Source organism: Parerythrobacter aurantius, from assembly GCF_045291475.1.
GTDB classification, from domain to species: Bacteria; Pseudomonadota; Alphaproteobacteria; order Sphingomonadales; family Sphingomonadaceae; genus Parerythrobacter; species Parerythrobacter aurantius.
Genome location: NZ_CP147985.1, coordinates 1,317,422 through 1,332,470, shown reverse-complemented (window position 1 = coordinate 1,332,470; position 15,049 = coordinate 1,317,422). Strand labels below are relative to the sequence as shown.

The following is a 15,049-nucleotide window of genomic DNA, read 5'->3' as shown; positions in this document are numbered from 1 at the left end:
CGGATCAGCCTTTGCTGGTGTCTTTCCCCGCTGCGGCCGCCTTGGCCGCAGGTCGCTTGGCACCCTGCAATTCGGGCACGATGGTCTCGCCTTCCGTCAGGAAGCCGCCAGCGCGAAGCACAACCTTCTCGGCCCCGGTCAGTCCGCCGACCACGGCAATGCCGCCGGAAGTCACGATCCCCGTGCGCACCGCGCGGCGGCGGACCTTGTTGTCCTTGTCGACGATGAGGACGTAGGCGCCCTTGCTGTCGGAAAGGATAGCCGATTCCGGCAGCATCGGGGCGACGATGGTCCCGCTGTTGATGGTCGCGGTGGCAAACCCTCCGGGGCGCAGGCCCGGGGCGTAGCTCAGCGCGATACGGGCCGTTCCCTGTCGCGTCTGCGGATCGATGGTCGGTTCGAGCTGCCAGATCTGGCCGGTAAAGGCACGGTCGAGGCCGGTCGGTACGATCGAGGCGGAAACCCCGGGGGCCAGCTTGGCGAGGTCGGTTTCCCCAACCTGCGCAAGCAATTCCATCTCGCCGCCCTTGGCGATCAGGAACAGCGCGGGCGAACCGGCGCTGACGGTCTGGCCGGGCTCGACATTGCGTTCCAGAAGCAGGCCCGATGCAGGGGCGATGACATTGAGGCGGGCGTTGCGGGCCAGCAGCTCGTTGTACTGGGCACGGGCGACATTGACCCGCGCATTGGCGGAATCGCGGGTTGCGGTGAGCCTGTCGACATCGGCCCGCGAGATGAAACCGCGATCGACCAGCTTGAGCGCACGGTCGAGATTGGCCTGCGCCAGTTCGGCTTCGGCACGGGCGACTTCGATCTGCGCCGCCTGCGCCCGCGCCTGCTGGCTCTGCACGGAACGGTCGATCGAGGCCAGCACCTGTCCGGCGCGGACCCATTGGCCTTGCTCGACCGGGACCGATACCACGCGCCCGCCTTCGCCGACGACACCGACCGGCATGGCCCGACGTGCGGCGAGAGTGCCGGTGGCATTGATCGTTCCCTCGATCGTGGTCGTCCCGGGCGCAACCACCGTGATGCGCGGCGCCTGGTCTTCCCGGTCCGCGGCGGGCACGGCCGTTCCTTCGCCAGCCCCCAGCAACAGCCATGCGGCGACGATGCCGCCCACCACCAGCACACCGAGGATGATCCACCGCCACGGGGCGCCGCGACGCTGCTCGAACGCGCCGACATCGTAGCTTTCGCCCGCGACCTGCGTCGGCGTATCGCTTCGAATCTCGCTGTGCTGATAGTTCATAAAGATCCCATGACCGATCCACCCGTCGGCGACTGTATTATCTGACTAAGGCACCTTGTGCAACCACATGCTGGCGACGGCATTAGCCAGCCTCCGCCGTAGGCCGCCGTCGCCGTCAACGCAATTGCGCTCTCTACGAACGGCGCAATGTAACGGTCCGGCTACAGGCCTGGCATCGCCCATAGCGAAAAGGCGGGACCGCATCTCTGCGGCCCCGCCCCTCTGATTGCATGTCGCTTGCTGTTTAGCGGACGCGGCCGCGCTGCACCAGGTTCAGTACCGCAAGCAGAATGATCGCACCGAGGATCGCGATGACAAACGCGCCGAGGTCGAACGTCTGTATGCTGCCGCCGAAGCCGAGCAGCGGTGCGAGCACCGCATTGCCGATGAGTGCGCCGACGATACCGACGATGATGTTGAGGAAGATGCCCATCGAGGCATCACGCTTCATCACCATGCTGGCCAGCCAGCCGGCGACGCCGCCGACGATAATTGCGATAATCCATCCCATTGTCGTTCTCCGTTTATCCTCCCGGATAGACGAAATACGATGGATGAAGCGCTCGGTTCCCGCGACGAGCAGCGCGAGGCGGGTGCGCAGCGCGGCCTTGGCGGAAAAATCCTCGCCGAATCAGTACTTCAGCTGCCGCTCGTAGAGGTCGCGATAATGCTGGATGCGCGTCACGCGCAGTCCCTGCATGCCCGATCGATCGACAGCACGCTGCCACGACGCGAACTCTTCGAGGGTGAGATTGTACCGTTCGAGCACCTCGTCGATGGTGAGCATGCCGCCGTTTACCGCAGCGACGACCTCGGCCTTGCGCCGGACCACCCAGCGACGGGTGTTGGGGCTGGGCAGGTCGTCCAGCGTCAGCGGCTCGCCAAGCGGGCCGATCACCTGTGCCGGTCGGATTTTCTGGTTTTCGATCATCAAATCTCTCGGTCACTATCGGGCAAATCCGGTCCGGCGGTTGTGGCCGACGGGTCTTTGCCATTGACTAAAGCATCACGGTTAACGCCACGTTTGCATTCTGCCCGCTGCGCTTCCATCGCGGTCGCGGCGCCGGTGAAGCTGGCGGCTGACAGGGACGCGGGCACCAGCGCGCGGCGCAAATCGCCCTGCGCCGAAAGCCGGGCGGCAAGTTCGCTCCACTGGACCGGCGTCAGCGGCGGTTCCGCCAAGGGCACACCGGGGCCGGGAATCGTGAAATTGGTTTCCAACATTCGAAGCGCTTTACAACCGCGACTCTCAAGATCGGGTAAAGCCGCGATTTACCAGCGGTTAGGATAGGCGAACGCGGGGTAAACCTGTCCCTTCCGCTGCGGCGGCGGCACGTGTATGGCGCGCCGGCCATGACTTTCGCCGACACTTCCCTGCTGGACCCGGCCGCCGCAGCCGGCCTGTTCGACCTCGCCAAGCCGGCCAGCCGGTCGCGGATCGTCGTCGCCATGTCGGGCGGCGTCGATTCCTCGGTGGTCGCCGCCCTTGCCCATGCCAGCGGGGCCGAGGTCATCGGGATCACCCTGCAGCTGTACGATTACGGCGCCGCAACCGGGCGCAAGGGCGCCTGCTGCGCCGGGGACGATATCAGCGATGCGCGCGCAGTCGCCGACAGGCTGGGTATCGCCCATTATGTCTTCGACCACGAATCCGCATTCCGCGTCGAAGTGGTCGATCGCTTTGCCGACGATTACCTCGCCGGGCGCACCCCCGTGCCCTGCATCCGCTGCAACATGGGTCCCAAGTTTACCGACCTTTTGGGCATGGCGCGGGAACTGGAGGCGGATTGCCTCGCCACCGGGCACTACGTGCGCCGCGTCGCAACGCCTGCGGGCCCGCAGTTGGCCCGCGCCCATGATCCGGCCCGCGACCAGTCGTATTTCCTCTACGGGACGACCGAGGCGCAGCTCGACTTCCTCCGCTTCCCCCTGGGCGGACTGCCGAAGGCGGAGGTGCGGCGGCTGGCCGAGGCGGCCGGTCTGCGCAATGCCGCCAAGCCCGACAGCCAGGACATCTGTTTCGTGCCCGACGGCGATTATGCCGGAATCGTCAAGAAGCTGCGCCCGGAAGGCGGTGCATCGGGCGCCATCGTGGATGCCCGCACGGGCGATGTCCTTGGCGAGCACAAGGGTATCGTCCATTTCACTGTCGGCCAGAGGCGCGGGCTGGAGATCGGCGGCCAGCCCGAACCCCTGTATGTCGTCGCCCTCGATGCGGCACGCAGCGAAGTGCGGGTCGGGCCCAAGGCGATGCTGGCCGTGCGCTCCGCCACCCTGCTCGAGACCAACCGTATTGGTCCCCTGCCCTCCGCTCCGCTGACGGCGAAGGTACGCTCGCTGGCGAAGCCGGTGCAGGTGGAGCTGGAAGGAACGATCGGTGACGGCGCGACGGCCACGATCCATTTCCCCAGTCCCGAATATGGTGTCGCACCGGGGCAGGCAGCGGTGCTCTATGCCGGCGACCGCGTGGTCGGCGGCGGCTGGATCGGGTCAACCCAAGCGGCTGTTGCGGACTGACGAGAGGGACAGTAAGGCGCGCTCGATTGCGGCACGGCCGGGTGGCCCTGCCTTACCCCTGACACACGATTGGGTCCGTAAATGTTCGATTTGACAGGCAAGCGCGTCTATGTTGCCGGCCATGGCGGGATGGTCGGCTCGGCCATCGTGCGGCAGCTCGAAGCACGGGGGATCGACGTCCTCACCGCCTCGCGCGCGACCGACCTGCGCGAGCAGTCAATGGTGCGGGCCTGGTTTGCCGAAAACCGCCCGGATGTCGTCGTCGTGGCAGCCGCCAGGGTCGGCGGGATCCTCGCCAACGACACCTACCCGGTCGATTTTCTCTACGACAACCTGATGATCGAAACCAACATCATCGAGGCTGCCTATCGCAACGGCGTCGAAAAGCTGCTGTTTCTCGGATCCTCCTGCATCTACCCCAAGCTCGCGCCGCAACCTATGGCTGAAGACGCTTTGCTGACCGGCCCGCTGGAATCGACCAACGAGTGGTACGCAATCGCGAAGATCGCCGGGATCAAACTGTGCCAGGCGTATCGCAAGCAATATGGCTGCGACTTCATCAGTGCGATGCCGACAAACCTTTACGGCCCGGGCGATAATTTCGACCTGCAGTCGAGCCACGTGCTCCCGGCGCTGATACGCAAGGCGCACGAGGCCAAGCTGTCCGGCAGCGAGGCGATCACCATCTGGGGATCTGGCACGCCGCGCCGCGAATTCCTCCACGTCGACGATCTGGCGGCAGGCTGCATCTACCTGCTGGAACACTATTCGGCCGACGGCCATGTCAACCTTGGGTCGGGCACCGATCTGACGATCAACGAACTGGTCGAAACCGTCTGCAAGGTGGTCGGCTTCGAGGGACGGATCGAACGCGACACGTCAAAGCCTGATGGCACCCCCCGCAAACTCATGGACGGGTCGAAGATCGCGGGTCTGGGCTGGGCTCCGCAAATCGGGCTCGAGGAAGGCATTGAGCGCACCTACCGGTGGTTCCTCGACCATGAAGCGCGCGCTAGCGTGGCTTGATACGCTGGTCGCCCGGGTTACTCCTGCCAGCGATCCAGCACGCAGCCATAGCCATCCCGAAGGCGCGCGGTATCGCTGGCGAGCAAGAGGAAACGGGCAGTCACGCTGCGTTCCCCGGCATCCTCGCTCAGCGTGACGAGTTCCATCCCGGCGAGCTTGTCCTTGGCGCAGTCTTCCATCGTCCGGCCGGCTACGAAGCGGCACGAGCAGCCGACGCGGGCGGCATAGGCGGTCCCGGTTTCGGCATAGCCCCCGATCGGCGTGCGAAACCACAGGAACACGGCAGCCGCCGCGGCCAGCACGGCAAACAGGCCCCAGCGCCACCGGGCGAGGATCCGGGCCCCGGCAGGGCGAGGGGATTTTGACGTTGCCAAGGCGAATCCTGTCATGCGAGAGGCGTGCCCCATGCAGCGCCGCGCCGCCCCCCTTATCGCCATGCTGGCCCTCGCCTCAACCCTTGTCGCATGCAGCGATGCGGCGCCGGTGGAAACGCCCCTGACCGAGGATGCGCTTGCCGCAGTGGGCGAGAACCCCGGGGCCCCGGACGAGCAGCTGGCACGCCAGCTCGACGAACTGTTCACGGACGAGACGCTGGGCGAAACCCGCGCCGCCGTGGTGCTCTACAACGGGCAAATAGCGGCGGAACGCTATGCCCCAGGCTATGATGCCGACACCCGGTTCGTCAGCTGGTCGATGGCCAAGACGGTAACCGCAGTCATGATCGGCATGCTGGTGGCGGACGGCCAGCTCCAACTGGACGAAAGCCCGCCCATCCCGGGCTGGCAGCGCCCCGGCGATCCGCGCGGCGCCATCACCCTGCGCCAATTGCTCCAGATGCGCAGCGGACTGCGGCATACGGAAGCCGGCGACCCGCCATACGAATCGTCGGAGGTCCGGATGCTCTTCCTCGACGGCAGGGACGACATGGCGAAATGGGCGGAGGAGCAGCCGCTCGAAGCGGAGCCGGGATCCCGCTTCGAATATTCCAGCGCCACCACGGTCATCCTCGCCGACATCGCTGCCCGCGTGCTCGCTCGGGGCAGCGACGATCCGGAACTGCGCCGCCGCGCGGTGGACGATTTTCTCGACGCCCGCCTGTTCGACCCGCTGGGCATGGACAGCGTCGTGCCCGAATACGATGCCAGTGGAACCCTGATCGGCGGGAGCCTGATCCACGCCACCGCGCGGGACTGGGGCAAGTTCGGGGAGTTCCTGCGCAACGGGGGATCGGCGGGCGGCGCGCAACTGGTGCCGCGCAAATGGATCGAGTTCATGACCCGCCCGAGCCCGCGCAGCGCATTCTACGGGGCACAGACCTGGCTGAACACGGAAGCCGACCGGGCCGAGGATGCGCTCCACCCCATGGCCGAGCCCGCCGGCCTTTTCGCCGCTGTCGGGCATATGGGGCAATACGTCCTGGTATCGCCACGCCAGCGGCTGACGGTCGTGCGGCTGGGCCATTCCGATGCCGACGAACGCAAGGTCCTGCTGCGGCAGCTGGCCGATATCGTCGCGCTCTACCCTGAAAGGTAGAACCGGCCCTCTACCACCGTCACGCAATTGCCGCCGAGCCAGGCGGTTGGGCCTTCGCGCCGGCACTGCGCATAACCGCCGCGCGCCGAAGCCTGGAAGGCGGAGAAACTGTCACGCCCGAGTCGATCGGCCCAAAAGGGTGTCAGCGCGGCATGGGCGGAGCCGGTGAAACTGTCCTCGTCGACGCCCCCGCCCGGCACGAAGACCCGGCTGACGACATCGGTCTGCCTGCCGGGCGCAGTGCAGATGAACTGGTCGTCGCCCAAGGCCCCAAGGCCGCGCAAGTCCGGGTCGAGACCGCGCACCTCCTCCTCGCTCGCGAACAGGTAGATGCCGTAGCGATCGGGACTGCGCCATACCTCCTGCGGCTTTGCCCCGAGCAATGCGACAGCTTCCGGCCAATCTCCCGGCTCGGTGGGTATGGCAGGCAGTGCAAGTTCGCACCCCGATGCCGAGCGTAGCATCTCGAGGATGCCGGCCTTGCGCGTCCGAAACGTCACCCGCTGGGCATCGCGGTGGCCGCCGAGTGCCTCGAACACGACATGTCCGCTCGCCAGGGTGGCATGGCCGCACAGCCGGATTTCGCAGGCCGGTGTGAACCAGCGCAGCTCGTAGTCCGCTGCGCCCGTCGCATCCGGCACAAGGAAAGCCGTTTCGGCGAAATTGTTCTCCTCGCCGATCGCCTGCAGCACGTCATCAGGCAACCAGGCAGGCAAGGGGATCACGGCCGCCTGGTTGCCGGTGAAGGGTTTGTCGGCGAAGGCATCGACATGCCAGTACGGCAGGGTTGCGGCAGCGCTCACGGTTTTTTCTCCAGCTTGGCGAATTCGTCTTCCTCGACCAACGGATTGTCCGGCTCGTCGACGTGACCCTGGGGGTCGATGTGGATCAATATGTCCGTATCGGGAAATGCCCGCACCAGATCGGCCTCGACCCGCTCGATGATGTCATGGGCCTCCCGTACCGTCATTGCAGCCGGGAGATCGACGTGGAACTGGACGAAATCGCGATCCCCCGCAGTGCGCGTCCGCAGGTCGTGCAGGTTCGACAATTCGGGATGGCGGGCGGCCACTTCGACGAAGCGCTGGCGCCGTTCCTCCGGCCATTCGCGATCCATCAAATGGTTGATCGCTTCCCCGGCAGCGTTCCACGCACCCCACAACAGCCAGCCCGCAATGCCGAGGCCGAACAGCGGGTCCGCCCGCGTGAAGCCGGCATACTGGTCGAGGGCCAGTGCCGCGATGACGGCGAGGTTCAGCAGCAGGTCGGACTGGTAATGGACGTGGTCCGCACCGATAGCCACCGAACGGGTCCGGGCGATCACATAGCGTTGCCAGGCGAGCAGTGCGAAGGTTGCGACGATGGCGATCCCGGACACCAGCATACCTTCCGGCGCCGCCTGCACCCGGCCACCCTCGATCAGCTTGCTGACCGCGCGGAATGCGATCCCGGACGCGGACAAGGCGATCAGCATGACCTGGAAGATGGCAGCGAGCGCTTCGGCCTTGCCATGGCCGAACCTGTGCTCCTCATCCGCGGGTCGCGACGCGATCCAGACGCCGACCAGAGTCGCCATGCTGGCGATGAGGTCCAGCGCCGAATCGGCAAGGCTGCCGAGCATCGCCGTGGAGCCTGTGCGCAGCGTTGCCCAGGTCTTCAACGATACCAGGAACACAGCCACGGTAATCGAGGCGAGCGCCGCACTGCGCGCGAGCCCGGCGCGCGACTCGATCATGGGTAAAGCAGCTCGCTCGACCAGGCGAGCGCATCGCCGGCACCCGAGAGCGTGAAGAGACGGCGGTCATGGAGCCTGTTGGGCCGGTCCTGCCAGAATTCCATGCGTTCGGGAACCAGCGTGAACCCGGTCCAGTGCGCGGGCCGCGGCACTTCGCCACCGGAAAACTGCGCCGAGGCCGCGTTGAACCGCTCTATGAACAGCCGGCGATCGGGCAGCGGACGCGACTGGTCGGACGCGACCGCGCCGAGCTGCGAATCGCGGGCGCGCGAATGGAAGTAATCGTCCGCCACTTCGGCTGCGACTTCCTCCAGCGGGCCTTCGATGCGGATCTGCCGCCTGAGGCTCTTCCAGTGGAACAGCAGCGCCGCATGCGGATTGGCACTAAGTTCCCCGCCCTTGCGGCTTTCGGCATTGGTGTAGAAGGTGAAGCCCTGCGGACCGTGACCCTTCAACAGCACCATGCGGACAGACGGCAGGCCCTGCGGCGTTGCTGTCGCCAGCGCCATAGCATTGTGGTCGTTGGGCTCGTTTTCCCGCGCCTCCGCCAGCCATGCGGTAAACAGGGCAAAGGGATCGCTGTCGGGAATGGTGCTGGTGTCGAGCGGATAGGTCATCGCGCCGCCTTTAGCACGGGCCGGGGGCAGGTGCGCCAGCCAATATGCGGCCATTTTCGCATTCGGACTTCAATTTGTTGCAATCAGATGCTTATAGCGCGCGGCATGACAAACCTTGTTTCTCCCGTAATTCTTTGTGGTGGCGGCGGCACCCGGTTGTGGCCGCGCAGCAGGCCCGATGCGCCGAAGCCGTTTCTTCCCCTGCTCGGCGAACGCAGCCTGTTCCAGCAGACGCTAGACCGGGTCGCGGACGGCACACGATTTTCCCGCCCGCTGGTCGTCGCCGGCACGCGGCATATCCCGCTGATCCGCCAGCAGGCAGACGCGATCGACCTGATCGCCGAGCCGGAAGGCAAGAACACGGCGCCAGCGATTGCGCTCGCGGCGCTCCGTTTGCCGCCCGAAGCTGTGATGCTGGTCTGCCCGAGCGATCACTTCATTGCCGATACTGCCGCCTTCGTAGAGACGGCGATGCAGGCGGCAGAGCTTGCGCGGCAGGGGCGGCTGGTAGCTTTCGGCATTACCCCCGACGCTCCGGAAACGGGCTATGGCTATATCCGCCGCGGCGCCCCGCTCGATGTCGGATACGAAATCGATCGCTTCGTGGAGAAGCCCGATCTCGCAACCGCCGAGCAGTTCCTGGCGGAGGGCGGATACAGCTGGAATGGCGGCATCTTCGTCTTCCAGGCCGGCCGTTATCTCGAGGAATTGCGGCGCCACCGGCCGGAGATGGCCGAACTGGTCGAAGCCGCCGCGCAGGCGGGATCGGAAGCCGAAGGGACTTTCGTTCCCGATGCCGGGACTTTCTCGCGGATCGAGGGCGATTCGATCGATTATGCGGTGATGGAGCCGACGGACTCCGCAGCGGTTGTCCCGTCGACCATGGGCTGGTCGGATATCGGCAACTGGCAGGCCCTGCGCGATGCCCGCGCCGCCGAAGGCAGGGGCCGGTTCGAACTGGTCGATTGCCACAATGTGATGGTAGATACGGACGGACCGCGCGTGTCGGTCATCGGGCTCGACGATATCATCGTGATCGTCGATGGCGACGAGGTCCTGGTCACATCAGCCGCGGGCGCGCAGAAAGTCGGCAAGCTGGCCGGAGCGACCGGCAAATGAGGCTGCTTCCCACGCACACCGTCGAAAAGGTTTGGGGGCGCGCGCAATTGCCCCCGCCGTTCGTCAACACAGGTGAAGCGCCCGTCGGCGAAATCTGGTTCGATCCGCCCGCCGAGCTGCCGCAATTGCTGGTAAAGTACCTCTTCACCAGCGAGCCTCTGTCGGTGCAGGTCCATCCCGACGATGCGCAGGCCCCGGCCGGTTCGCGCGGCAAGGAAGAATGCTGGTACATTCTCGATGCCGAACCGGGAGCAAGGCTCGCCATCGGGTTCGAGCGCGAAATTTCTGCCGAGGAACTCAAGGCGGCCGCGATCGACGGCTCGATAGAGCAGTTGCTCACCTGGCACGAAGTCCGGGCCGGCGATTTTTTCTACCTGCCCGCTGGCACTGTCCATGCCATCGGACCCGGCCTCTCGCTGATCGAGGTTCAGCAGAATTCGGACATCACCTACCGCCTGTACGATTACGGGCGGCCCCGCGAATTGCACCTCGACGAAGCAATGGGCGTGGCCAGCCGCGAGCCTTACGCCGATTGCTGGAAGGCGAAGGTCGGTGACGAAGGCACGCTTGCGCTCGTCGACGGCCCGCATTTCCGGCTCGACCGGATCGACGGGCGGCCCGATGCGGCGACGGTCGCACGGTTTCCGGGTCGTCTCCTGCTGATTCCCGTTGAGGGCGACTATAGCGTTGCCGGAAAGGCAGTGCCCGCAGGTAGCTGTGCGCTCGTAGAGGATGCGGCCGATATCCGTTGTACCCAAGGCAAGGCGCTGATCACGCAGCCCTGCTAGACGCTGCGGGCGGGAAATCGGGCGGGCGCGACATCGCCACGCCGTGCTTGCACCTGTTCGCTGTTGCACCTAGCTAACACAGCATGAGCGATCCCTACTCAACTCTCGGCGTCAGCCGGACCGCGACCGAGAGCGAAATCAAGAGCGCCTATCGCAAGCTCGCCAAGGAGCTGCATCCTGACCGCAACAAGGACAAGCCCAATGCGGCCGAGCGGTTTTCGCAGGTGACCCAGGCCTATGACCTTCTGTCCGACAAGGACAAGCGGGCGCGTTTCGACCGCGGCGAAATCGACGCCGACGGCAATCCGGCCAATCCTTTCGCCGGGATGGGGCGCGGCTTTGGTGGGGGCGGATTCGGCGGGGGCAGCCAGCGGCAGTACCGGCCGGAGGACTTCCAGGGGTTCGGTAATGACGATATCGACCTCGGGGATATCTTCGACGGACTTTTTGGCGGCGGCGGCGGGCGATCGCGCGCAGGCGGATCCCCGTTCGGGCGGCGCTCGGCACCTCCCAGCAAGGGGGCCGACATCACCTATCGCCTGAAAGTGCCGTTCGTCGATGCGGCGACCCGGCGCGATCAGCGGATCACACTGGCCGACGGCAAGACGATCGACCTGAAGCTGCCTGCAGGCGTCGAGGACGGCACGCAGATGCGGCTCAAGGCCAAGGGCGAGCCGGGAGCGGGCGGCGCGGGCGACGGTATCGTCATCATCGCCATCGACCAGCACCCTTTCTTCGAACGTGACGGCAGCAATGTCAGGCTGGACCTGCCAGTGACCCTGGACGAGGCGGTCAACGGAGCCAGGATCAAGGCTCCTACAGTGGACGGGCCGGTCATGCTGACCATCAGGCCCGGCACATCAGGGGGGACGGTCATGCGTCTGGCCGGCAAGGGCTTTACCGACAAGTCGGGCAAGCGCGGCGACCAGCTGGTGCGGCTCGAGATCGCCCTGCCCGCAGATGTTTCCGGTCTGGCCGAAAGGTTGAAAGATTGGACCGATCCGTCCAATCCCCGGGCGGCCTTGGGCATTTAGGCACAAGCCATCGCTTGCAGGAGAGGCGTCGTTTCGAATCCTCCGATACCGGACCGGGAAAAGCGGCTGGTCGAATCGCCGACACCCGAAGCGCGCCGGAAAGCGGCGCTCCGTCACCAGATCGTGACCAATGTCGGGCCGGGCACGCGCTTTTTCGAAATCCTGAAGCGGGTACTGGTCGGAACCTATAACGACGGGTTCATCCACGCCGGCAATCTCGCCTATCTCGCGGTCATCGCGATCTTCCCGTTCTTCATCACCGGGTCGGCCATCTTTTCCGCCATCGGCGAATACAGCGAGCGGGCGGCCGCAGTAGATGCGGTCCTGCGCGCCTTGCCGCCAACGGTCGCCGAGACGATTGGGCCGGTTGCACGCGAGGTGGTAAACGCGCGCAGCGGCTGGTTCCTGTGGGTCGGCGGGCTGGTCGGCCTGTGGACGGTCGGCAGCCTGATCGAAACCATCCGCGATATCCTGCGGCGCGCTTACGGTACCCGGCTGGTGCGGCCGTTCTGGCAATACCGCCTGCTGTCGATGGGCATGATCGTCGGAGCGGTGGTGCTGTTGATGCTGTCGCTCATCGCCGGCTTCATGATTACGGCCGCGCAGCAGGTGATCGACGCCTATGTGCCGCAACTGGCAGGGGCGATGGGCCAGTTGTCGCTGTCGCGCATCGTTACCGCCCTAGGCCTGTTCGGATCGATCTACCTGCTGTTCCTGACTTTGACCCCATCCCAGTACCGGGGCCGGCGATACCCGAAATGGCCCGGGGCCCTGCTGGTCACTGCCTGGTGGATCGCGATGACGCTCGCCATGCCCTTGGTCATCGCGCGGTTCTTTACCTACGACCTGACCTATGGCTCGCTCGCCGGGATCATGGTTGCGCTGTTCTTTTTCTGGCTTGTCGGGTTGGGGGTGGTTATCGGAGCGGAACTGAACGCGGCACTGGCCGAGACGCCGGAAGAGGAACTCGACTGGATCGGCCAGGGCGACAACCGGCAACGGCGCGCCGCACCCGGCGCGACGCGGCAGGACGTCGCCACGCAGGACGGAGGAGAAGTTTGACATGACCGGTCTGATGGCTGGCAAGCGCGGTCTCATCATGGGGCTCGCCAACGACAAGTCGCTCGCATGGGGCATTGCGCAGAAGCTTGCGGAGCACGGTGCGGAACTGGCGTTCTCGTATCAGGGCGAGGCACTGGCGAAGCGCGTCATCCCGCTCGCCCAGCAGCTCGGCAGCGACTTCTGCTTCGATTGCGATGTGTCCGACATGGCAGCGCTGGACCGGGCGTTCGACACGCTGCGCTCTCGCTGGGACACCATCGATTTCGTCGTCCACGCGATCGGCTTTTCCGACAAGAACGAATTGCGCGGCAAATATGTCGACACCAGCCTCGACAATTTCCTGATGACCATGAACATTTCCGCCTACAGCCTGGTGGCGATCACGCAGCGCGCGGCCGCCATAATGCCGGACGGTGGCAGCATCCTTACCCTGACATATTACGGCGCGGAAAAGGTCATCCCGCATTACAACGTCATGGGCGTGGCCAAGGCCGCACTGGAAACCAGCGTTAAATATCTCGCCAACGACCTGGGCCCGCAGAACATCCGCGTCAATGCGATCAGCGCCGGCCCGGTCAAGACGCTCGCGGCGAGCGGGATCGGCGACTTCCGCTACATCCTGCGCTGGAACGAGCTCAATGCTCCGCTGCGGCGCAACATCACCATCGAGGACGTCGGCGGGTCCGGGCTGTACTTCCTGTCGGACCTGTCGTCGGGCGTCACCGGCGAAACGCACCATGTCGATGCCGGCTATCACGTCGTCGGCATGAAGCAGGAAGATGCGCCCGACATCGCCGTCAGCTGAAGCACGGGCGGCGGAGCCGCTCCGGTCCGGCATTCCCCGATCATGAGTATCGCTGCCCCTCGGGCGGCAGCAGACACAGTCCTGCGTTCTTGACGGAGCACCGGGGAAATGACAATGGACCCGGCGCGATGCTCGGTGGTGGAGCTTGGCGCCGAGCAAGAAGAGCTTACGTCTATGGCACGGTCCGGGGTCGACCGAAAATCAGAAGTCACCACCTTCATGTCGCTCCGCGGATGGAGCGCGCCCCTCATCGTGCTCGCGGTCTTTCTGGTGGCCGTTTTCCTGCTCGGCGGCAGTTCGCGCTTTGATGTGCCGCAACTCATCCTGTTGCGGCCTTTGGCGGTCTGTGTGGCAGGCTACGCGCTGGTTTCGATGCGATTCGAATATCTCCGGTCGCGCCGGGCGTTGTGGTGCCTTGCCGGCGCGACCCTTCTGCTGGTCGCGCTGCACCTGGTGCCGCTGCCACCTGCCATGTGGCAGGCACTCCCCGGGCGCGGGATCATGGTCGAGATTGACAAGGTCGCGGGTCTTGCGGGTCTTTGGCGGCCACTGACCATGTTCCCGGAGGGGACGTGGAACGCGCTCTACGCGCTGGTCGTGCCGCTTGCCGTGGCCCTGCTTGCAACGCGCTTCGACCTTCGCGACAACCTGCGCCTGATGCTGGTTATCCTCGTACTCGCCGGAGTTAGCGCCATTGTCGGCGTGATCCAGGCGGCGGGTTCGGATCTGGCGATGTACCGTCTTGCGGGTGGTACATCCGGCCTCTTCGCCAATCGCAACCACCAGGCCGCCCTGCTCGCCTGCCTCATCCCGGTGCTTGCCGGGCTTTCACAGGCGGCTCCACAGGTCAGCGGCAATCCGCGCGCATTACGCATCCTCGCCGCTGCTACGGCGGTCGCGCTCGTGCCGCTGATACTGGTGACCGGGTCGAGAATGGGCCTGCTGGTGACCATCGCCGCACTGCTTTATGCCGCCGCCTCCTACCTGCTGGTGTCGAAAGGCGTACCGAGCAAGGGAATTGGCCGACTGGCACTGTTGGCAGCGGGCGCTGCATCCCTTGTCGCGATGGTAGGCGCCACGATCTATGCCGCGCGCGACGTGGCGATCGACCGGATCGACGCCGAAGGGGAGGACCTTCGCCTCGCCTTCTGGGAATCGACGCTTGAGTTTCTGCCGGACTACATGCCGTGGGGCTCGGGTGTCGGGTCCTTCGTGCCGGTCTACCAGATTCACGAAAAAGCCGAGATGCTGATGCCCCAGTATATCAACCAGGCGCATAACGACTGGCTGGACATCGCACTCACCGCGGGCGTTCCGGGCCTTGCATTACTCCTGGTCGCAGTCGTCATGTTCCTCGTTGCCTTGCGCAATGCTTTTACGGCGCGCGGCGTTGCCGGCCATTTGCGGCGCATGGGTGTCGGCATCATTCTATTGCTGGCCTTTGCCAGCCTTAGCGACTATCCGCTGCGGACTCCTATTCTCTCGTCACTGTTTGCTGTTGCGGCTATCTGGTCGACCTTCCCTGTCGCAACGCGCCCATCGAACGAAAGCAATGCCTGAC

The 15,049-nt window shown here is 65.3% G+C and carries 17 protein-coding genes; 9 read left to right on the top strand and 8 right to left on the bottom strand.

Annotation, left to right across the window (positions count from 1 at the left end; translation table 11 throughout):
• Positions 1-4: 4 nt before the first annotated feature.
• From WAB17_RS06585 to WAB17_RS06570, 4 genes are all read right to left on the bottom strand, one after another.
• Positions 5-1,252, bottom strand: coding sequence for an efflux RND transporter periplasmic adaptor subunit (locus WAB17_RS06585; RefSeq protein WP_435419215.1), 1,248 nt, complete (start codon positions 1,250-1,252; stop codon positions 5-7).
• 244 nt (positions 1,253-1,496) lie between these two features.
• A complete protein-coding gene (locus WAB17_RS06580; RefSeq protein ID WP_435419214.1) occupies positions 1,497-1,763 on the bottom strand; it encodes a GlsB/YeaQ/YmgE family stress response membrane protein in 267 nt (88 codons plus the stop codon).
• A 120-nt stretch (positions 1,764-1,883) separates the two neighbouring features.
• The gene (gene sciP / locus WAB17_RS06575; protein WP_435419213.1) at positions 1,884-2,183 is read right to left on the bottom strand and encodes a CtrA inhibitor SciP; all 300 of its coding nucleotides are present in this window, start codon (positions 2,181-2,183) and stop codon (positions 1,884-1,886) included.
• Positions 2,183-2,476: a hypothetical protein gene (locus WAB17_RS06570; RefSeq protein WP_435419212.1), complete on the bottom strand. Its 294-nt coding sequence runs from the start codon at positions 2,474-2,476 to the stop codon at positions 2,183-2,185. The genes sciP and WAB17_RS06570 overlap by 1 nt, the downstream gene beginning before the upstream one ends.
• Before the next feature lie 129 nt (positions 2,477-2,605).
• Between WAB17_RS06570 and mnmA the strand changes: the two genes are divergently transcribed.
• Positions 2,606-3,769, top strand: a complete 1,164-nt coding sequence (mnmA, locus tag WAB17_RS06565; protein WP_435419211.1) for a tRNA 2-thiouridine(34) synthase MnmA — start codon at positions 2,606-2,608, stop codon at positions 3,767-3,769.
• Between the two features lie 81 nt (positions 3,770-3,850).
• On the top strand, positions 3,851-4,795 hold the full coding sequence (gene fcl, locus WAB17_RS06560) for a GDP-L-fucose synthase (protein ID WP_435419210.1): 945 nt from the start codon (positions 3,851-3,853) through the stop codon (positions 4,793-4,795).
• 17 nt (positions 4,796-4,812) lie between these two features.
• Here fcl and WAB17_RS06555 read toward each other — a convergent pair whose 3' ends face one another.
• Complete coding sequence (locus WAB17_RS06555; protein ID WP_435419209.1) at positions 4,813-5,169, bottom strand: hypothetical protein; 357 nt, start codon at positions 5,167-5,169, stop codon at positions 4,813-4,815.
• A 31-nt stretch (positions 5,170-5,200) separates the two neighbouring features.
• Here WAB17_RS06555 and WAB17_RS06550 point away from each other — a divergent pair, with 31 nt between their 5' ends.
• A complete protein-coding gene (locus WAB17_RS06550; protein ID WP_435419208.1) occupies positions 5,201-6,328 on the top strand; it encodes a serine hydrolase domain-containing protein in 1,128 nt (375 codons plus the stop codon).
• Here the strand turns inward: WAB17_RS06550 and WAB17_RS06545 are convergent.
• From WAB17_RS06545 to pdxH, 3 genes are read right to left on the bottom strand one after another with little or no spacing between them, the layout of a single operon-like run.
• The gene (locus WAB17_RS06545; RefSeq protein WP_435419207.1) at positions 6,313-7,131 is read right to left on the bottom strand and encodes a PhzF family phenazine biosynthesis protein; all 819 of its coding nucleotides are present in this window, start codon (positions 7,129-7,131) and stop codon (positions 6,313-6,315) included. The genes WAB17_RS06550 and WAB17_RS06545 overlap by 16 nt on opposite strands.
• Entirely contained in the window at positions 7,128-8,063 is a 936-nt protein-coding gene (locus WAB17_RS06540) for a cation diffusion facilitator family transporter (protein WP_435419206.1), read from the bottom strand. Before WAB17_RS06540 ends, WAB17_RS06545 begins: the two co-directional genes overlap by 4 nt.
• Positions 8,060-8,680, bottom strand: coding sequence for a pyridoxamine 5'-phosphate oxidase (gene pdxH / locus WAB17_RS06535; protein WP_435419348.1), 621 nt, complete (start codon positions 8,678-8,680; stop codon positions 8,060-8,062). The genes WAB17_RS06540 and pdxH overlap by 4 nt, the downstream gene beginning before the upstream one ends.
• Positions 8,681-8,785: 105 nt before the next feature.
• Here pdxH and WAB17_RS06530 point away from each other — a divergent pair, with 105 nt between their 5' ends.
• The 6 genes from WAB17_RS06530 to WAB17_RS06505 all read left to right on the top strand — a co-directional run bounded on the left by WAB17_RS06530 (position 8,786) and on the right by WAB17_RS06505 (position 15,048).
• Positions 8,786-9,799: a mannose-1-phosphate guanylyltransferase gene (locus WAB17_RS06530; protein ID WP_435419205.1), complete on the top strand. Its 1,014-nt coding sequence runs from the start codon at positions 8,786-8,788 to the stop codon at positions 9,797-9,799.
• A complete protein-coding gene (locus tag WAB17_RS06525) occupies positions 9,796-10,587 on the top strand; it encodes a class I mannose-6-phosphate isomerase (RefSeq protein ID WP_435419204.1) in 792 nt (263 codons plus the stop codon). The genes WAB17_RS06530 and WAB17_RS06525 overlap by 4 nt, the downstream gene beginning before the upstream one ends.
• Before the next feature lie 83 nt (positions 10,588-10,670).
• Positions 10,671-11,621: a DnaJ C-terminal domain-containing protein gene (locus tag WAB17_RS06520; RefSeq protein WP_435419203.1), complete on the top strand. Its 951-nt coding sequence runs from the start codon at positions 10,671-10,673 to the stop codon at positions 11,619-11,621.
• 123 nt (positions 11,622-11,744) lie between these two features.
• A complete protein-coding gene (locus WAB17_RS06515) occupies positions 11,745-12,683 on the top strand; it encodes a YihY/virulence factor BrkB family protein (protein ID WP_435419202.1) in 939 nt (312 codons plus the stop codon).
• Between the two features lies 1 nt (position 12,684).
• Positions 12,685-13,488, top strand: a complete 804-nt coding sequence (gene fabI, locus WAB17_RS06510) for an enoyl-ACP reductase FabI (protein ID WP_435419201.1) — start codon at positions 12,685-12,687, stop codon at positions 13,486-13,488.
• A gap of 174 nt (positions 13,489-13,662) precedes the next feature.
• Positions 13,663-15,048 carry an O-antigen ligase family protein gene (locus WAB17_RS06505; RefSeq protein ID WP_435419200.1) on the top strand — a complete coding sequence of 462 codons (1,386 nt, stop codon included), beginning with the start codon at positions 13,663-13,665 and terminating at the stop codon, positions 15,046-15,048.
• Position 15,049 lies beyond the last annotated feature (1 nt).